This is a genomic window from Rothia sp. HMSC065C03, assembly GCF_001837295.1.
In the GTDB taxonomy this organism is placed as follows: domain Bacteria; phylum Actinomycetota; class Actinomycetes; order Actinomycetales; family Micrococcaceae; genus Rothia.
Genome location: NZ_KV832006.1, coordinates 322072 through 340934 on the forward strand (window position 1 = coordinate 322072; position 18863 = coordinate 340934).

Annotated in this window: 11 protein-coding genes and 1 riboswitch; of the genes, 6 read left to right on the top strand and 5 right to left on the bottom strand. The window is 61.4% G+C overall.

Features of this window, described 5'->3' with window-relative positions; translation table 11 throughout:
- The first annotated feature begins 183 nt into the window (after positions 1 to 183).
- Positions 184 to 786 (top strand): NAD(P)-dependent oxidoreductase, encoded by a 603-nt coding sequence (locus HMPREF2605_RS07000; RefSeq protein WP_070830697.1) that lies wholly within the window; start codon positions 184 to 186, stop codon positions 784 to 786.
- A gap of 308 nt (positions 787 to 1094) precedes the next feature.
- The gene (locus tag HMPREF2605_RS07005) at positions 1095 to 2300 is read left to right on the top strand and encodes a TerC family protein (RefSeq protein ID WP_070616309.1); all 1206 of its coding nucleotides are present in this window, start codon (positions 1095 to 1097) and stop codon (positions 2298 to 2300) included.
- A 115-nt stretch (positions 2301 to 2415) separates the two neighbouring features.
- On the opposite strand, the gene HMPREF2605_RS07010 is transcribed toward HMPREF2605_RS07005, so the two are convergent.
- Both HMPREF2605_RS07010 and HMPREF2605_RS07015 read right to left on the bottom strand, forming a co-directional pair.
- Positions 2416 to 3867 (bottom strand): alpha/beta fold hydrolase, encoded by a 1452-nt coding sequence (locus HMPREF2605_RS07010; protein ID WP_070830701.1) that lies wholly within the window; start codon positions 3865 to 3867, stop codon positions 2416 to 2418.
- A gap of 93 nt (positions 3868 to 3960) precedes the next feature.
- A complete protein-coding gene (locus tag HMPREF2605_RS07015) occupies positions 3961 to 6561 on the bottom strand; it encodes a DEAD/DEAH box helicase (protein ID WP_070847545.1) in 2601 nt (866 codons plus the stop codon).
- 445 nt (positions 6562 to 7006) lie between these two features.
- Here HMPREF2605_RS07015 and HMPREF2605_RS07020 point away from each other — a divergent pair, with 445 nt between their 5' ends.
- The 3 genes from HMPREF2605_RS07020 to HMPREF2605_RS07030 all read left to right on the top strand — a co-directional run bounded on the left by HMPREF2605_RS07020 (position 7007) and on the right by HMPREF2605_RS07030 (position 12803).
- A complete protein-coding gene (locus HMPREF2605_RS07020) occupies positions 7007 to 8908 on the top strand; it encodes an ABC transporter transmembrane domain-containing protein (RefSeq protein WP_070847547.1) in 1902 nt (633 codons plus the stop codon).
- A gap of 1 nt (position 8909) precedes the next feature.
- Positions 8910 to 10658, top strand: coding sequence for an ABC transporter ATP-binding protein (locus HMPREF2605_RS07025; protein ID WP_070847549.1), 1749 nt, complete (start codon positions 8910 to 8912; stop codon positions 10656 to 10658).
- 197 nt (positions 10659 to 10855) lie between these two features.
- A riboswitch (TPP riboswitch) is annotated at positions 10856 to 11054 on the top strand.
- Positions 11046 to 12803 carry a bifunctional hydroxymethylpyrimidine kinase/phosphomethylpyrimidine kinase gene (locus HMPREF2605_RS07030; protein WP_246828183.1) on the top strand — a complete coding sequence of 586 codons (1758 nt, stop codon included), beginning with the start codon at positions 11046 to 11048 and terminating at the stop codon, positions 12801 to 12803. (Overlaps the previous riboswitch by 9 nt.)
- A 416-nt stretch (positions 12804 to 13219) precedes the next feature.
- Here the strand turns inward: HMPREF2605_RS07030 and HMPREF2605_RS07035 are convergent, their stop codons facing one another.
- The 3 genes from HMPREF2605_RS07035 to HMPREF2605_RS07045 all read right to left on the bottom strand — a co-directional run bounded on the left by HMPREF2605_RS07035 (position 13220) and on the right by HMPREF2605_RS07045 (position 17543).
- A complete protein-coding gene (locus HMPREF2605_RS07035; RefSeq protein WP_005506196.1) occupies positions 13220 to 13993 on the bottom strand; it encodes a slipin family protein in 774 nt (257 codons plus the stop codon).
- 287 nt (positions 13994 to 14280) lie between these two features.
- Complete coding sequence (locus tag HMPREF2605_RS07040; protein WP_070847551.1) at positions 14281 to 15123, bottom strand: transposase; 843 nt, start codon at positions 15121 to 15123, stop codon at positions 14281 to 14283.
- Between the two features lie 2 nt (positions 15124 to 15125).
- Positions 15126 to 17543: a nitric-oxide reductase large subunit gene (locus tag HMPREF2605_RS07045; RefSeq protein ID WP_070847553.1), complete on the bottom strand. Its 2418-nt coding sequence runs from the start codon at positions 17541 to 17543 to the stop codon at positions 15126 to 15128.
- Between the two features lie 594 nt (positions 17544 to 18137).
- Between HMPREF2605_RS07045 and HMPREF2605_RS07050 the strand changes: the two genes are divergently transcribed.
- Entirely contained in the window at positions 18138 to 18818 is a 681-nt protein-coding gene (locus HMPREF2605_RS07050) for a lysophospholipid acyltransferase family protein (protein ID WP_070847555.1), read from the top strand.
- The last annotated feature ends 45 nt before the right edge of the window (positions 18819 to 18863 follow it).

Consider the following 18863-nt stretch of genomic DNA (forward strand, 5'->3'; position numbering starts at 1 on the left):
TCCGTTGAGGGGCTGTTTTGCTGTTTTATGGGGGTGGTGAGGGGGGGCGAAAAATATTTTTAAATATTTTTTCGAAGACCCTAATAGTTACCTTGAGGTACCCAGTTTCTAATAGATACTATAAAACCATCAAGCGGAACACCGCAAGAAAAACAGCAGAAACCACTCCGAAAGGAACCCCTCATGAACATCGCAATCATCGGCGCAACCGGCATGGTCGGCGCACGCACCGCAGCAGAAGCAATCTCCCGCGGCCATCGGGTCGACGCCTACACCCGCTCCGGCAAGGCACCCGAAGGCGCTACCGCCCACAGCATCGACCTGGCAGACACCGCGGCACTGGTCGATGTCGTCAACAACCACGACGTCACCATCGTCGCCGTCTCGGCAGGCCGCGGCACCTCCGCGCAGCCGGTCATCGACGCGCACCGCGCACTGATCGCGGCGGCACCTACCGGTCGTCTGCTGGTCGTCGGTGGCGCCGGCTCCCTCGAGGACGGCAACGGCAACCGTTTCGTTGACGGTGAAGGTTTCCCGGAAGAGTACAAGCCCGAGGCGCAGGCATTCTCCCAGATTCTCGACGAGTACCGCGCATCCGAGGGCCTGAACTGGACCATGCTCTCCCCGGCGTTCGAAATCGCACCGGGCGAGCGCACCCGCACGTACAACACCGCACTGGACACCCCCGCAGGTGCTTCCATTAGCGCCGAGGACTTCGCCGTCGCCCTGATTGACGAGGCGGAAGAGCCCAAGCACGCGGGCCGCCGCTTCACTGTCGCTAACTAATCAGTGCCAACTAGTCTGTGCCAACTAGCCAGTGCATCTTCATTACCCGGAACGCCGCATCCGACGGATTAACCCCGCCGGATGCGGCGTTTGCGCGCCTGCTGCTCTTGAGAACCCTCCGGGAGGGGCTCCTGTGCGAAAACCTCAACCTGCTGTATAATCGTTCACCGAGCAAGGGAGTATCCCACCAATCGACTCATCGTCAGCACGTTAGCCGAAGGCGCCTAACCGGTGAATCGAGCCGACCTCCATTCAGATCGGCGGGAGAGACTTGTGGTCCTGTACGCACACCACAAGAAAGGCTCCCCATGGAAGTTACCGGGTTGCAATGGTTGGTTACTATTCTCATCATCGCGGGTCTGTTGGCCTTCGACTTCGTGTTCCACGTTCGTAAGGCGCACGAACCCTCCGTCAAGGAAGCGGCCATCTGGTCGAGTATTTACATCGGCATCGCGCTGCTGTTCGGTCTGTACATTTTCGTGACGAACGGCCCCTCCGCCGCTACCGAATTCTATGCAGGCTACATCACCGAAGAAGCTCTCTCGGTCGATAACCTCTTCGTCTTCATGATCATTATGGGTACCTTCCGTGTTGCCCGTGAGAATCAGCAGAAGGTCCTGCTCTTCGGTATCGTCTTCGCGATCCTGGCGCGCGGTACCTTCATCTTCGCCGGCGCGGCGATCATCAACTCCTTCGCCTGGGTGTTCTACATCTTCGGCCTGGTCCTGCTCATGACCGCAGGTAACCTGCTCAAGGACGAAATCACCGAAGGCGACGGTGACGACGAAGCGGACAACATCATGGTCCGCCTCGCCAAGAAGTACCTGAAGACCAGCGACCACTTCGACGGCGACAAGCTCTTCACCATCGAAAACGGCAAGCGCGTCATGACCCCCATGATGCTCGTCATGGTCGCTATCGCCGGTTCCGATCTGCTCTTCGCACTCGACTCGATCCCCGCGATCTTCGGCCTCACCCAGTCCGTCTACATTGTGTTCACCGCGACCGCGTTCTCCCTCATGGGTCTGCGTCAGCTGTACTTCCTCATTGACGGCCTGCTGGACCGCCTCGTCTACCTCTCCTACGGCCTGGCGACCATACTCGCGTTCATCGGTGTGAAGCTCATCCTGCACGCAATGCACGAGAACAACCTGCCGTTCATCAACCACGGCGAGCCCGTGCACGTGGTCGAAATCAGCACCGAAATGTCGCTGATGGTCATCGTGGGCGTCCTGATCATTACCGTGCTTGCCTCGCTGCTCAGCCCCAAGGGCCGCGCACTGCAGACCATCCAGCGTGTTCAGGCGCTCTCCGAGAAGTACCTGGCACTGCCCGAGGACGCACCCGCCGCCGAGCGTGCGGACATCACCGCCCGCTGGCAGCAGGAAACCGAGAAGCTCAAGACTATTCCGCAGAAGCTGCGTGACGAGCTGATCGAGAAGGAAGACGAATACCACGCCCTCGTGATGCGTGCCCGCACCGCACAGGATGCGCACGCTTCCTCCTCGAAGTAGTAGTTTGAGCTACTGAGCTTGCGGCCTCACCAGGCTAAGCGCTAACACTAAGGCCCCTCACACCGGATCAACCGGAGTGAGGGGCTTTAGCTATATCAGAGATATTTCAGAAGAATTACTGGTTGTGAACCTCAGCCAGCATGTTCTTCAGGTGACCCAGAATGGTCAGCGAGTCAGAACCGAAACCGTCGTGGTGGTGGGTCTTCGAGGTCCACACGTGGGTGTTGCCGACCCAGCGAGCGGTCTCCATGGAGTGCTCAAAGTCCACGTACACGTCCGGGTTGTACGCCGCAGCCACCACGGGAACCTCGTTCTTGTGCAGCTGTGCGTGGTCGTACAGGCGGCCCCAGTCCTTCTTCTCAGCCAGCAGGTTTGCAACCTCAGCCAGCGGACGCAGCGAGGGATCCTCCTCGTAGTACCAGGGGAAGATGTGCTCGCCGGTGAAGAGCAGACGGTCCGCATCCGGTGCGAACTCGGGGCGGGAAGCCGCCACGCGAGCAGCAGACCAGTTGGTCGGCGCGGGGGAGGGGGACAGTTCGTAGCCGGGGATGCCGGGCAGAACGCCGTCGGCGGGGCCGTCAGCGTAAATGGTCTCGTGCATCAGGGCGTACAGCGGGTTCGCCTGGAAGGTCACCTCGGCACCCATAGCGGTCAGGAACTGATCGGACAGGTGGTCGTTACCCTCAGCGAAAGCGGTCTCCAGGAAGTAGTGCAGACCGCGCTCGCGCCAGCGGCCACCCAGGAAATGGCCGGCCATCTGGAAGCGGTGATCGGTCAGACGCTCACCGGTGGGCAGGTACTCCTTGTGGGTGCGCAGGTGCTCAGCAATGCGGGTAGCGAGCTCAGCGTCCTCGGGGAACCAGCTGTAGTACTCCTCGTTACGTTCCTTCATGCGGTCGAAGGTGTGCTGGTAGACGTTGTCCACGGAGGTGCGAATCGGCGCCAGGCCCGCGGTGATGCGGCAGTCACGCAGCGACTGCGGTGCGAACGACAGGTAGGACAGGGTCAGGAAGCCACCGAAGGACTGACCAATGGTGGACCAGCGCTTGTCGGCACGGTCAGCCAGCAGCACCTCGCGGACAGCCTCCGCGTCAGCGATGATGGAGTCCGCACGGAACAGCTCAGTGTACTCAGCCTGAACCTGCGCGTCACCCACAGCGGTGATGTTGCGGGCAGACAGCGGGGAAGACATGCCGGTACCGCGCTGATCCAGAAGAACCACGCGGTGAGTCTTCGCCAGCTCAGCAATCCAGCCGCCAATGGAGCCGGTCTTCGGCGAACCGAAACCGGGGCCGCCCTGCAGGTACACAATGTAAGGACGCTTATCAGCCGAAACGGTCAGAGTCTCGTTGGTGCTTACAACCTCGCGGGCGAACACGGTGATGGTCTGGTCTGCGAAACGGGAGGAGAGAGCGGCATCCTTGCCCTTGGAGAAAATCAGACCGTGGGTCAGGGGAACCTGGAACCAGTGGTCGGTAATCTCGTAGCCGTCGTGCTTGACGACCGAACCCTTGCGGTACTCAACCTTGGGAAGCGAAGAAACGGTCAACGGTGAACCTTCTTTCATTCAAATAGATAGATACTCTGTATTCTAGCCCACTATGGGCAACATCGTGGCAGAGCCTCGGGCGGAGTCTCAATCAGAGCCTCTGGCGGAGCCTTAGAACTCGCCCACGCTCAGAATCTTCAGCACCGGGTAACCCGCCTCATCGGATGCCGCCAAATCAACCTCGGCACGAATACCGAAGTCGAAGTTGTCTTCGGGGTCGGCGAAGCTCTGCTGAACCTTCCACACGCCAGGATGCGCGGCGGTGTCCTCATCCATGCTGACCAGGCGAGGCGAGCGCGCGTCGGCGTCCGTGTAGATGTCGTCGTAGGTGTCGAAGTAGTCGTCCATGGCGTCCGCCCAGCGGTCGGCATCCCAGCCGCACCACTCGTCCAGGGCGCCCAGGGCGCGGTCACGCTCGTCAGCGAAGAGCTCCACACGGCGGAAGAGGGCGTTGCGCACCATCACGCGGAAAGCGCGCAGGTTCTTCGTCACGGCGGGAGGCTCTTCCTCCTCGATGGAGGCGTGCTCGGCCGCAATGGTTGCGGTGTCTTCGCCGGCAGCCAGCTTCTCCCATTCGTCCACCAGGGAGGAGTCGGTCTGGCGTACCAGCTCGCCGAGCCACTCGATGATGTCGTCGAGCTCGTCAGTCACGGCAGAATCGGGGATGGTGTGTCGCAGTGCCTTGTACGCGTCGGAAAGGTAGCGCAGAAGCACGCCCTCGGCGCGTTCCAGCGAGTAGAACTGCACGAAGTCGTTGAAGCCCATTGCGCGTTCGTACATGTCACGCACAATCGACTTGGGGCGCGGTTCAAAACGAGCCACCCAGGGTGCGGACTGCTTGTAGGTCGTGTACGCCTGATCGATGAGCTCCGCCAGGGGCTGCGGGTAGGTGACCTTGTCCAGCTCGTTCATGCGTTCGGTGTAGTCCACACCGTCCGCCTTCAGCTGTGCCGACAGTTCGTTCTTCGCCTTGCGTTCCTGCGCGTACAGCACCTGGTTCGGCGAATCCAGGGTCGCCTCAATGAGGGAGAGCGCGTCCAGTGCGTAGCTGGGGGATTCGGGGTCGAGCAGTTCCAGCGCGGCGACCGCAAAAGCGGACAGTGGCTGGTTCAGGGCAAAGTTATCCTGCAGGTCCTCGGTCAGGCGCAGGTAGGAGCCGTGCTCGTCCGGGGTGTTGGTTCGCTCAATCACGCCGCCGGTCAGCAGCTCCTTGTAGATGCCGATTGCCTTGCGCAGCAGCTCGCGGCGGCGCGCGGGGCTCTCGTGGTTCTCCTGAATGATGCGGTACGCGGCAATGACCGGGTTCTCCGGGCGGTGCATCAGGTTCAGTAGCATCGAATGGGTGATGTCGAAGGAGGAGGTCAGCGGCTCCGGGGCGGCTTCTACCAGTTGCTTGAAGGTCTTCTCGGACCAGCCAACGAACCCTTCCGGCGCCTTCTTACGCTTGGAGGACAGCGACTGGTTAATGCGCTTGGTGTCGTCACCGAACTTCGCCTGAGCCTTAGCCAGCAGGCGAGCGTTCTCAATATCGTGCTCGGGTGCCTGAACCACCACGGTGCCGGCGGTATCAAAACCGGCGCGGCCGGCGCGTCCAGCGATCTGGTGGAACTCGCGGGCACGCAGACGGCGGCTACGGGCACCGTCAAACTTCGACAGCGCCGTAATCAGCACGGTACGGATGGGCACGTTAATACCCACGCCCAGGGTGTCGGTACCGCAAATCACCTTGAGCAGACCCTCCTGAGCCAGCTGCTCCACGAGGCGGCGGTACTTGGGCAGCATGCCCGCGTGGTGAATACCGATGCCGGCACGCACCAGCTTATTCAGTGCCTTACCGAAGCCCGGACCGAAACGGAACTTCGCAATCAGCTCCGCGATGCGTTCCTTATCTTCCTTCGAGGCGATAGCCACCGACAGCAGCGCATTCGCCTGCTCCAGCGCCGCCTTCTGCGAGAAGTGCACAATGTAGACCGGAGTCTGCTTGGTCTGCACGAGCTCCTGCACCGTCTCCTGAACCGGGGTGGTGGAGTAGTAGAAATGCAGCGGAATGGGACGCTCAGAATGCGCCACCAGGTCACTCTCGCGGCCGGTCAGCGCCGTCATCTCCTCCTGGAAGCGAGTCGTATCGCCCAGGGTCGCGCTCATCAGCAGGAACTGCGCCTGCGGAAGCTCCAGCAGGGGAAGCTGCCACGCCCAGCCGCGTTGCGGGTCAGAGTAGAAGTGGAACTCGTCCATGATGACCTGGCAGAGGTCCGCATCCTTACCCTCGCGCAGGGCAATATTGGCGAGAATTTCCGCGGTGCAGCAGATAATGGGTGCCTCCGTATTAATGGCGGAGTCGCCGGTAATCATGCCCACGTTCTCGGCACCAAAAATATTGATCAGGTCAAAGAACTTCTCAGATACCAGCGCCTTAATGGGGGCGGTGTAGTAGGAACGCTGACCGGTCGCCAGGCCCGTAAAATGCGCGGCAACAGCCACCGTGGACTTACCGGAACCGGTCGGGGTTGCCAGCACCACGTTATGTCCGGCGGCAATGCTCAGAACGGCCTCGTCCTGGGCGGGGTACAGGGTCATACCGCGGGTCGAAATCCACTCGGTGAAGGATTCATAGATTTCTTCGGCGGTGAGGGGGTTGCTCTTAAAATCGCGTCGATTGTAGTCGCCGGGGTTCTCGCCCAGCCCGGGAGAAAGAAAATTCAAAATACTCATGAGGATTCCAGTCTATCGGGAATAGCGCGGGCGCGGGGGCGTTATCGTTACGAGGGAACAAACGGGTACTCACGGAGTGTTTGCGGGGTGTTCGCTGTATCTTTGCGGGGTGGTTCGCGGTTCCTTCGCGGGGCGTATATAGGGCGTTCGGGAGGCGCGGTGCCGCGCTAACGCGGGAATTCCCCAAATTCGTGTAGTGTAGAACAAAGCACTAAAAGTGCAGTGGTGCAAAAACCTGGTGCTCAGAAGGTCGAAAACGTAGGCCTCCATGCCGCATAGATTACCGCGTAGATGCAGAATCCGCCGATTGATGTCGGTGCATGTTGAGCGGCTGATACAAACTCCAAAATACGTTGCATAAATGACGACACGCCCATCTATGGTGCAAATAGTGTTGCGTGCCACATTGATAAAGGAATAGGGTAAGAGAAAGGAGAGACGTTGAATGACTGAATACAACGCTGACAAGGCACAAGAAAACGCCGCGCGTGAAGAAGCTACGCATGAAGAATCCATGCATAACAAAACCACGCAGGAAAAAGCCGCTCAGAAGAAAACTGCGCAGAAAAAAGCTGCACAGGAAGTAACCGGTAGCGAACAGCGCAAGGCCGAAGAGGAAGCCCTCAAAAAGCGCCTCGCCCTGCGAGTCACCGCACCCGGATACAAATACCCCTGGCACCGCTGGGCAATCCCCGTCGTGGGTGAAACCACCGCGGGTACCGGTGCGATTCTTATCCCCGTCATGGTGGGTCAATTCATCAACCAGCACATCGCCGGCAAAGCCCCCGACGCCTGGCCCATGTTCTGGGTAGTCGTCGCAGCCATCACCTTCATCGTGATCAACGAGTTCTTCGGCTGGGGTACCTCCATGACCCTCAGCGCGGAACTTAGCCGCGACTGGCGCATCTACATCAACCGGCTCATGGGGCGCACCCGCGCTGGCGTAGACTCCGGCGAAGCGGTCACCGTCATGAACAAAGACGTACGCCGCATTACGGACGTCTACTTCTCGTTGCCGCTATTCGTCAACGCCATGATCATCGCGACCCTCGGTGCCGTGCAGCTTTGGCTGATCAACCCCGTCACAGCGATTGTCACCCTCATCGGCACGATTATCGTGGTTAGCGTTATCGCCTGGTACTCGACCTTCCTCGAATCGAAGATTGGCGAATACCGCGAAAAGGACGGTGAAGCCTCCTCACGCGCCTCCGATATCGCCACCGGCCTGCGCACCATCGCCGGCCTCGGCGCCGAAGAACAGATGCGTGAACGCTACCACCGCGGTACCGACGAAGTCTTCGACAGCTACATGCGCTACGAAAAGACGCACCGCTGGATGTACCTCATCCGCGCGCTACTCGGCGGTGCCGTGACCCTGCTCGGCATCGGCTTCGCCCTCACCGGCCACGTCGAAAACGGCCGCTGGGTCTCCGATACGCCCGCCGCGTCCCTGGTGACCGTCGCCTCCATTATCGCGATGATGGGCGGCCCCATCTGGATTACCCAGAACTTCCTCACCGCATGGCGCTACGCCAAGATTGCGCTCGCCAAGGTTGCCCGCCTCGAAGGTCACGCTGGCGTACGCCAGGGCGTGCTGAAGAGCCCGCGCACCGACGAAGAAATGGCGCAGCTGGCACGCGTCGAACAGACAGTCGAAGCAAGCACCCTGGAGGTGCCCGTACCCGTCGCCCCCGCCGGTGCCAGCAACCCGCGCATCGTGTACGTCAACCCGCGCGACTACAACCTCACCGCGCAGGACTACGCCGAGGCGCTCGCCCGCACCCTGCGACGCGGGGGAGAGGACCTCAAGGACGCCTCCGGCCGCCGCGTGCTGCTGAGCGAACCCAACCCCATGATTTTCGCTGGAACCCTGCAGGAGCACCTGCGCCTGGGCACCGTGCCGAATCCCGACGAGGAGCTGGCACAGGCGAAGGATGAGGAACTGCTGAAGATTACCGACTCCCGCGAAATCGCCTACCGACTGGGCGGACGCAACCCCGAAGACTACTTCGCCGCCCGCATCACCAGCGAAGGAGCGAACCTCTCGGGTGGTCAGCGTCAGCGTCTGGCACTCGCCCGCGCACTCGCACAGGATGCGCAGGTGCTCATTCTGACCGAGCCGCTGAACTCCGTGGACGAACCCAGCCAGCGCTACATCTACGATGCGATGGAAACCCAGGTCGGTAGCGACCGCCTGCCCGTCGGCTACCCCGGCCTGCTGCAGGATCTGGAGCAGGTCTACGTTGTCTCCACGACCGCGGAGACGACCCGCCGCATGGAACGCGACGGCTACCCCGTCGCTCAGGCAGAAACCCCCGCAACCACTCAGAATCAGGAGGTGAACTAGCATGGCAAAGCAGCTCCCCATCGAAAGCCCCGCCTACGTGGCACGCCGCATGTGGAACTACCTCGCAGCGCATAAGGGGCGGGCCCTCTACACCTTCGTCATCTACATGGTCAGCACCCTCATGGGTGCAGTGGTGCCTCTGCAGATTGGTGCCACCGTGGACGACGTGGTGGCGGGCAAGTTCTCCAGCTACCCGTGGCAGCCGATTCTGATTATCCTGGCGGCATTCATCGTGCAGGCGATAACCCTCATGGTCTCCTCGTACAGTGCGGCGCGACTGGGTGCGCTCGTCACCCGTGACGCCAACCAGGACACCCTCGACGGCACCCTCGACCTGGACGCACGCACCGTGGAAGAAGCCGGTAGCGGTGACCTGCTCACCCGCGTGACCGACGACCTCTCCTCGGCGGCGAAGTCCGTCAGTGAGGACCTGCTCGGCGCGATTTACGTGGTGCTGTACTTCCTGATCTCCACCATCTCGCTAGCGGTTGTGAGCCCGGCAATGGGCCTGATCATGCTGCCCATGATTGCCGGTCTTGCCCTCATCATGTCGAAGATGCTGCCGCTCATGGCGGCACGCAACCAGACCGCCCAGGAGCGTGTGAGTGACCTCAACAGCGTGCTGACCGAGAATATCCGCGGCACCTCCACGATCCGTGAGCTGGGCGTTCATACCGCCCGCGAAGACGCCTTCGCCGGTGAGAACAAGCGCCAGTTCGCCGCGCAGCTGGGCATGGTGCGCATCCGCCAGCTGTACTTCACCGTGGACGCCATCAACGCATGGATTCCCACGGTTCTGTGTATGCTCTGGGGCGCCGCCTGCGTGGCTCTCGGCTGGGCAAGCTGGGGCGCCGTGGCGACCGCCTCGGTCATGGTTTTCAGTCTGCGAACCCTCGCCGACATGCTGAACCACCACGTGAGCAGCCTGCGCATCATGCTCGTGAACATGGGCCGCGTGTTCGGTGTGGTGTCCCTGGCGAAGAAGCAGCGTGAGGAGCGTGCACAGCACCGCGCCGAAGCGTTCGCCGCCGTCTCGGATGAAGCCGTGAAGAACCCGGAGTACGCCATTGAGTGTACCGACGTCTCCTACGGCTACTCGCCGGACGCTCTCGTTCTGGAAGGCATCAACCTGAAGATTCGCCGCGGTGAGGCGCTCGCCCTGGTGGGCCGTTCCGGCTCGGGTAAGACCACCCTGGCTCGTCTGATTGGTGGTTCGCTGACCGCCCTGGAAGGCACCATCACCGTGATGGGTCGCCCGGTCGGTCACGGCGACTTCCCGACCGATGCCGCCGCCGATGGCCGCCCGCGCCTGCTGGTCTGCACCCAGGAAGCGCACGTCTTCTTCGGCACCCTCGCCGATAACTTTACGGTGGTCGTGCCGGATGCAACCGTCGAGCAGATGCGCGAGGCACTGGACGCTATCGGTGCCCGCTGGTGGCGCGACCTGCCGCAGGGCATGGATACTGTCGTGAGCGGCGCGGATTCGCCTCTGACTCGTGACCAGATTCAGCAGCTGGCGCTGGCACGTATTGTGCTTGCTGACCCGCACGCCGTGATTCTGGACGAGTCCACCACCCAGCTGGAGCTCGCGGACGCAACCGAGTCCCTGAGCGCCGTGCTGGCGAACCGTGCGGTGCTGATCATTTCGCACGATGCGCGTATCGCCTCGCTGGCTGACCGCGCGGTCCTGCTGCACGAGGGTAGGATCATTGCGGAGGGTTCACCGGCAGAGATTTTCGCCCTGACCTAAACCCGGCTGATAGTGCCCGGCACTGCGTGAAGCGGTGCCGGGCACTACGTGTTTAACGGCTGGTTTCCGTACAAAGGTGCGCTGAAATCGGCGGCGGGGAGCCCTTGCAGCAACGCAAGGCTCAAACGAAAATTTCGGAGAGATTCACTTGTCACCCGCAAAACTTTCAGCTACTGAGAATCGTTGTGATAACCTGGCAGAGCGATATGGGGTGCCTTGAGACGCCCGCGACCCGCTAACCCGCCCAACTGACCGCCCAACGAAGGGCTACGGCACAGCGAAGAACTACGGCACAGCGGACGCACGAAACGGTGTAAGAACACTCAAGGCTGAGAGAATCACCCATTGAACCTGCTCTAGTTCGAACTAGCGAAGGGATTATCGATAATGGCAGAGCAGCCTACCGCGCCCGCGTGCGCACCCACCACCAACCCTGTACCCGGCGCGAGCGCCTCCGGAACCTCCCGGGCACCCCAGACAGCTCAGGTACCTCAGGCAGCTCGGGTGCCGAGGGTTCTCTCCATTGCTGGAACCGACCCCTCCGGCGGTGCAGGTATTCAGGCGGACCTCAAGTCCATTGCCGCATCCGGCGGTTACGGCATGTGCGTGACCACCTCACTGGTCGCCCAAAACACGTGCGGGGTTCGTGAAGTATTCACCCCGCCCCTGGAATTTTTGACCGCGCAGCTTGCCGCCGTTTTTGATGACGTCACGGTTGACGCCGTGAAAATCGGCATGCTCGGCGACGCGGACACGATCCGTACCGTCCGCACCTGGCTGAGCGAGCACCCCGTGCCCGTGGTCGTGCTCGACCCGGTCATGATTGCTTCAAGCGGTGACCGTCTGTTGCAGGCGGAAGCGGAGCAGACGCTGCGCGACCTCGTGCCGCTCGTGAATGTGATTACCCCGAACATTCCGGAGCTCGCCGTGCTCTGCCAGAAGGAGCCCGCCCAGACTTTCGATGAGGCGCATGAGCAGGCGGCAAACCTTGCGGCGGCGACCGGAACCACCGTGATTGTGAAGGGCGGCCACCTGTGCGGTCAGGACGCCGGTAACACCGCGGTCTTCCCGGACGGCACCTGCGCGCACGTGCGCACCCCGCGTCTGGACAGCCGCAATACGCACGGCACCGGATGCTCCCTGTCCTCCTCGCTGGCAACCCGCCTGGGCGTGGAGCTGCTGCAGCACACCGAAGCCGCAGAATCTTCTGCGGGCGAGAAGAACACTCTGACCAGCGACGATACCCACCGCGCCCTGCAGTGGAGCACCCGCTGGCTCCACGAATCCATCGCCGCAGGTGCCGGATTGCAGGTCGGCTCCGGTGAGGGCCACGGCCCGGTGGATCACGCCGCCCGTGCTCGCCGCCTGGAGGCTGCCGCCTCCGCGTACCCGTGGCACCACCTACTCGCCACCACCGACTCTGAGGGCAATACTCTTGACGGCACCAGCCCGGAGCGTCTGCTGCCGGTCAGCCCCGTGCCCGCCGGTGAAGCCGTTGTAAAGCCCGCCGGTCCGTGGACCGCCGCCCTCTGGGCAGCCGGTGGCGAAACCTGGCACCAGATTCTGGACCTGCCTTTCGTACGCGCCCTCGGTGACGGCACCCTCGACGAGGACCTGTTCGCCTTCTACCTGGACCAGGACGCCCTCTACCTGCGCGATTATTCGCGTGCGCTCGCGACTCTCTCGGCGCGTGCTGATACCGCTGAGGCGCAGGTGCACTGGGCAGCTGGTGCGCACGAGGCGATTGCCGCCGAATCGCAGCTGCACGAGGGCTGGCTGGCGAACCGTGCGCGTCTGGGCGGCCCCTCGCCGATTACGATGGGGTACACGAACTTCCTGCGTGCCTCCGCAGCTGGTGAGGATTATGTGGTCGGTGCCGCGGCGATTCTGCCCTGCTACTGGCTGTACGAAGAGGTGGGCGCTGTGCTCTCCTCGCAGAATCACGCGGACCACCCGTACGCGGAGTGGTTGAGCATGTACGGTGGCGAAGAGTTCGCCGCGGATGTGGCACGTAGCCTCGCGGAGGTGGAGCGTGCGTTTGAGGCGGCTTCACCGGCTCAGCGTGTGCGTGCGGCGCAGGCGTACCTGTCGGCGTGCGTGTACGAGCGTGAGTTCTTTGACCAGGCGCACCGAGCATTGCGTTAGTTTGCCGGGCGCTGCGCTAGATGATAGGCGCCGATTTTTGGGCTGAATACCGCCCCGGCATGGCGTGAGATGGGTGATTGATGCTTCACTCAAGCTACCGACGGTTCGGTGGTTGTGCCGGTTATGCTTAAGGCGTCGGTGAAAACCGTTTGCGGCAGGATTCCGGCCCTCACCCAACTGGCTGATGTACCTGCCGCGCCCGCACCTCTACGGCGTGTAACCGACCAGTTTGGCCCGTCGCAACCACCTCATCCAACCCCCGCGGCGGGCCAAACGCCTTCCTTCTAGCTTTCGCGAAGAATGTTCGGCATAGAAATATCCCGTGCAGATACTCTCATCTGCACGGGATATTTCTATATGTCTAACCGCTGCGAATCAGCCGCCGCGGCTAGTGCGTCAGGCTAGGGGAGAAGCGCCTACTTGCTCTCGCCCTTGAGTGCACCCACGAGCGGACCAATCACGTCCATGGGCAGCGGGAAGACCACGGTCGAGTTCTGGTCGGCACCCAGCTCCAGCAGGGTCTGCAGGTAACGCAGCTGCAGGGAAGCGGGGGACTGGCTCAGAATGTCGGATGCTTCCTTCAGCTCGCTGGAGGCCTCCAGCTCACCGCGTGCCGAAATGATCTTTGCGCGGCGCTCACGCTCAGCCTCAGCCTCGCGAGCCATGGCGCGCTGCATAGCCTCGGGAATCTCAACGTCCTTAATTTCGACGAGCTCCACCTGAATACCCCACGGCTCGGTGCGCGAACCGATGATGGAACGCAGGTCCTCGTTCAGGTCCTCGCGGTGTGCGAGCAGGGTGTCCAAGTCAACGCGGCCGAGCAGGGAACGCAGGGTGGTCTGCGCGATCTGGCTGGTGGCAATCGGGTAGTTCTCAACCTCAAGCACCGCGTTCTTGGCGTTGGTCACGCGGAAGAGGACCACGGCGTTCACGCGGGCGGGAACGTTGTCCTTGGTGATGACTTCCTGCGGGGGAATGGTCAGGGTGATAACACGCATATCAACGCGCTGCAGGGAGTCAACGAGGGGGAAGACGACGTTCAGGCCGGGCTTCAGCTCCGAACGCAGGTGGCCGAAGCGGAAAGAGATGCCACGCTCGTATTCGGGGATGACGCGGAACATACGAATCAGAATAAAAAGAACAATGACGGCAACTGGGATGAGGATAGTTGCCAGAGTGACGGGATCCATGGTTTTCCTTCACAAATATTGGGGGAGGACGGTATGTGTGCCCACCTGCCCGCGCCTCGTACGGTGCAGGTAGTAGGGGGTGCCCGGTAACCGGGCTGTGTGTGGGGGAGTTTAGGGAGGGGAATTTTCCGTCCCGGCGTATATCGCGGCGGTCGGTGCTTTAGCGGCACCCCGCATGGAAAACTCAAAAGAGGAATAAAAGAGAATTCCATGCAGGGTGGCCGCCGAAGCTAACAGACGGGACCAATCGACCGGTCAGCCGCCGGAACGGAAAAACTTGTGCAGCGCTACTTCTTCGCCATCTGCTCTGCCAGCTTTTCGGCAGCCTCAACCTCAGCCAGGTTCTGCTCCTGCAGGACCTCATTCGTGGTCTTGTGCAGTCGCTTAACCGAGGTGCCGGTACCGCTCCATGCGGGGCGGTCCGGGTCGAGGACAGAGGTACGAACCGGCAGGGTTGCATCCGCAATCATCTGCTTGCGGGTCTGCTCGGTACGGCGCTTACGCTCATTCGACACGCCACCCCACTTCGCCGCGAAACGGTCCATCTTCACGTTCACCGATTCGTCAGCGGTGGATGCGTGAATATGCTTCGGATCGTTCTCGAAGTTCGCGGGGGAACGCATGAGCTTCACAGCCAGCGGGTAGGTCAGCGACAGACAGACCACCGCGGCGGCACCCTCCACCAGAAGCTCCAGCGGGGAGTGCCAGACGATGGCGGCACCAATCAGGATGACCACACCCAGCAGCGAGACAGCAACCGCCAGCCCGCGGTGGAAACGACCCGACTCGGAGTAGGGCCATTCGTCCACTTCACGGGTGAGCTCGCGGCCGTTCGCCGAGACGGTGCAGCTGTCCTTAATCGGGCAGGTGTTGCACACGCTGGGCTTGGCGCGGTAACGCATCACTCGGTTATCCGAGTCGAATGCGGTCGCCCACAGCCACTGGTCTTCGGGGCAGAGCCACGCGTCGCTCTCTTGGTGGTAGGTGAACCCGAAGGTTCGCGCCGCCACCATGCGCTGGCTGGTGCGCTTGGCGAGAATATCGAAGCCCCAACCCACGGCGACCAGGCCGAGCGCGTACACGCAGGCCAGCCACACGAGGAAAGAAACTCCAGCAATCTGCTCAGGCATGGTTAGCCTCGACGATCGCTACGGTAGGGGCTGGTCTGCTCGGGCAGCTCCTCGGCAGCCTTAGCGCCGGCGAACTCTGCGATGCGAGCGTCCTCAACCACCTCGTACAGCGGCGGTTCGGGCAGCTCCAGGACGGTTTCCTTAGCGTTCTTGGAGAAAATCTCCTTGATACCCAGCAGCGCCAGCTTAATCAGCGGGATGATGCCGACCAGGAAGATCACGTCACCGGGCATACGCATCCAACCCATCACGGCGGAAGCACCGTCGTGAATGAACGCGAAGGAACGAGCCTCGTAGTAGCCCTCACCCACGGACTTGTACAGCTGAGCAATACCCAGCGGCAGCAGCGAGATGAAGGACATCCACAGCAGACCAATGTTCAGAGTCCAGAAGGAGAACTTCAGACCCTTCTCCGGCCACTTGTTCTCCGGGAGCAGGTAGCGCAGACCAAACACCGCGAACGCAATCGCGAGCATACCGTACACACCCATCATGGAGGCGTGTGCGTGGTTTGCGGTCAGTGCCGTACCAATCTCGAAGTAGGACACGATCGGCAGGTTGATGAGGAAGCCGAACACACCTGCGCCGAGGAAGTTCCAGAAGCCCACAGCAATCAGGAACATAACAGCCCAACGGTGCGGGAAAGGCTTGGTGCGGTTGGAGTACTGGCGAGCACCCAGCTGCATGAAGCCCCACGCCTCAACGGTCAGGAAGGTCAGCGGGATAACCTCAGCAGCCGAGAAGAACGCACCGAATGCCATCTGTTCGGAGGGGGTACCGACGAAGTAGGTGTGGTGCAGAGTACCGATCACACCACCGACGGAGTAGAGCACAGCGTCCATCATGATGATGGCGATTGCGATGCGCTCGCGGACCACGCCGAGCAGCACGAAGATGTACGCCACCATAACGGTGGTGAACAGTTCGAGGAAGTCCTCCACCCAGAGGTGAACCACCCAGAATCGCCAGAATTCGGCGACGGTCACGTGAGTACGCTGACCTGCGAGCAGGCCGACCGCGTAGAACATGGGGATGGCGAGGCCGGAGAAGAGGAACAGCCACGGCAGGGAGGTCTTCTTCGAGCCCTTCAGGCGAGCGGAGAGGGTACGCCAGACGATGACAATCCAGATGAACATACCCGCGGTGAGCAGGATCTGGAAGAATCGCGGCAGGTCCAGGAACTCCCACTGCTGCGAGAAGAAGCCGGTGAATTCCTTGGGGATGAGGCCCTTCTGAGAGAACCATTCGTTCAGCAGCGAGCCGAGGACCACGAAGACCACGGCGCCGATGAGAACGTAGGTGAGCAGACCCTGCTTCTTGGGTTCGCGGCGGGTAATCAGCGGGGCGATGAAGATACCGCCCGCCAGGAACGCGCCTGCGGTCCAGAAGAGGGAGAGCTGAAGGTGCCAGGTTCGGGATACCGTGTAGGGCAGCAACTGGCCCATATCGATACCGAAGAATCCGGTGAGCTCTTCACGGTAGTGCTCGGTGAGCGCACCCACCAGAGCCTGCAGCAGGAACAGCACCAGGATCGTTGCGAAGAGCAGGCAGGCTGCCTTCTGCGAGGGGGTCAGGCGAACTTCGTCGGGCTGACGGAAGTCGAGGACGGGTGCCTCTTCCGCGTGCCAGCCGATAGCGCGGGACCAGCGGCCGTAGATGGCGAACATCAGACCGGTACCACCGATGAGGGCAATCAGGGAGAGTGCCGACCAGACCATCAGATCCGCGGTGGGCTTGTTGTCCACGTTGGGTTCGGAGGGCCAGTTGTTGGTGTAGGAGTAGGGCTGGTCGGGGCGGTCTGCCGCCGATGCCCATGCGGTCCAGCCGAAGAATGCGACGATGTCGTGCAGTTCTTCGTCGTTCTTAATGGCGTTGGGGAACAGGCCCTGCGAGGTGTCACCCTTCATGAGGGTTTCGCGGTAGTGCTTGAGCATGAGCTGGTAGCCCTTGGTCTCACCAGCGGACCAGGTGATGGTCTTAGTCTGCTCGTCGTACTTGTTCTCCTTGCGCCACTCGTTCTTGACGAGTTCGCGGGGGTCCTGCTTGCCCTGTTCACGGTACTCCTTGACGGCAGCATCGGTGGTCAGGCGCAGGTATTCTGCAGTGTAGTCGGGGCCGAGGTAGGCACCGTGGCCGAGGACGGATCCGTACTGCTGCAGGCCGCGTCCCTGGAACAGTTCCTGACCGTGCAGGATCTGTTCTTGGGTTGCGATAGTTTTGCCGTCGTTGCCGACGATTTTATCGGGGAGCGGCATGGAGAGTGCGTAGGTGCGCATTGCAAGGACTGCCATGATGGTGAAGCCCAGGAGCATCACAAACGCAACAGCCTGTACCCAGCCTTTTCCGGCATAGGCACCGACCGTGTCTGAGCGGCGGGCAATCTTTGCTGCCTGCGCACGCGAGACGGGTTTTGTAGCCATAGTGTATGTCTCCAGTGTGCGTGGAATTTGTAGGTGGAGTGGTCCCGACGCACATCCGCTGGAGGGGCGGCTCACTATGTTCAGGGTGAATCGTCCTTGAGGGAGGTGCGACAGCCCACCCTGCTCTCATTTTTGCATATTAAATGCGCATTTACGAAACTTTGCTGACGTAGCGTCATAATGTGACACGGCTATTTGGTGGGGAAATCAGTAATAATCAGGCGGAAAACCTGAAATATTACGTTGAGGTTGAACCCTTAGCTTCCGTGCCACTTCCCCGCCTGTAACGGGGGAGGATGCGCCGGGGTGGAAGTTGTGCAGGCGCCCTCAACCGGGGCACTCGCAGGAACCTGGGTGGGAGGCGCATCCCAGCATGTGGAAGGGGAGCGCGGCACCCCTCACGTGCCTACACTCGGGTGTGGAATAATAAAATCCGACGCTACTAAACACAGTACAAATTTTTTGCGGCACAGGTTACCGCAGTACAGATTTTGTGCTCTTTGGCGGCGTATATTCAGAAGGGGTCACTCACCCCGCATCCACGGCGGACCGCCGCCACAGCCCGCAATCTATCGGCACCTCAGGAGAGTTCACGTGCTTCTCTACAAATCCACCCAGAAAGCAATCACCGGAATCCTGCGCACCGTCTTCCGCGCCCGCGTGACCGGACTCGAAAACTTCCCCGCCAACGGCCCGGTGATTGTCGCCTCCAACCACCTGTCTTTCCTGGACTCCATCATTATTTCTGCCATGATGCCGCGCCGCGTGGCGTTCCTCGCGAAGGCTGAGTACGTGAACACCCCCGGCCCGCGCGGCAAGATGATGAAGGCATTCTTCGAAGCCGTGGACATCATTCCCGTGAACCGCTCCGACCGTTCCGAATCGCTCAAGGCGCTCGACATTGCCCTGGAGAAGCTGCAGGAGGGTAAGGTCTTCGGCATTTACCCCGAGGGCACCCGCTCCCGCGACGGCTACCTGTACCGCGGCAAGATTGGTGTGGCGTGGCTGGCGCACATGACCGGCGCGCCCGTGGTTCCGGTCGGTCTGATTGGTACCGACCGCCTGCAGAAGCCCGGCTCGAACATGATTTACCCGCGCCGCTTCACGATTCGTGTGGGTAAGCCGCTCTACTTTGAGAAGATCGGCGAGAAGATGACCGGCAAGCAGCGCCGCGTCACCACCGACACGATCATGAATGAGATTGCTCAGCTGTCCGGTCAGGCGCGCAAGAACGAATACAACGTTTCGCCCTCAGCCGCACGTGACGCAGGCTAGGGCACTCGCCGCATATACCGCGTAGACTTAAACCGCGCATTCACG

Coding starts and splice junctions, on each gene's coding strand:
- HMPREF2605_RS07000 (WP_070830697.1), top strand. CDS start 184: ATGAACATCGCAATCATCGGCGCAACCGGCATGGTCGGCGCACGCACC.
- HMPREF2605_RS07005 (WP_070616309.1), top strand. CDS start 1,095: ATGGAAGTTACCGGGTTGCAATGGTTGGTTACTATTCTCATCATCGCG.
- HMPREF2605_RS07010 (WP_070830701.1), bottom strand. CDS start 3,867: ATGAAAGAAGGTTCACCGTTGACCGTTTCTTCGCTTCCCAAGGTTGAG.
- HMPREF2605_RS07015 (WP_070847545.1), bottom strand. CDS start 6,561: ATGAGTATTTTGAATTTTCTTTCTCCCGGGCTGGGCGAGAACCCCGGC.
- HMPREF2605_RS07020 (WP_070847547.1), top strand. CDS start 7,007: ATGACTGAATACAACGCTGACAAGGCACAAGAAAACGCCGCGCGTGAA.
- HMPREF2605_RS07025 (WP_070847549.1), top strand. CDS start 8,910: ATGGCAAAGCAGCTCCCCATCGAAAGCCCCGCCTACGTGGCACGCCGC.
- HMPREF2605_RS07030 (WP_246828183.1), top strand. CDS start 11,046: ATGGCAGAGCAGCCTACCGCGCCCGCGTGCGCACCCACCACCAACCCT.
- HMPREF2605_RS07035 (WP_005506196.1), bottom strand. CDS start 13,993: ATGGATCCCGTCACTCTGGCAACTATCCTCATCCCAGTTGCCGTCATT.
- HMPREF2605_RS07040 (WP_070847551.1), bottom strand. CDS start 15,123: ATGCCTGAGCAGATTGCTGGAGTTTCTTTCCTCGTGTGGCTGGCCTGC.
- HMPREF2605_RS07045 (WP_070847553.1), bottom strand. CDS start 17,543: ATGGCTACAAAACCCGTCTCGCGTGCGCAGGCAGCAAAGATTGCCCGC.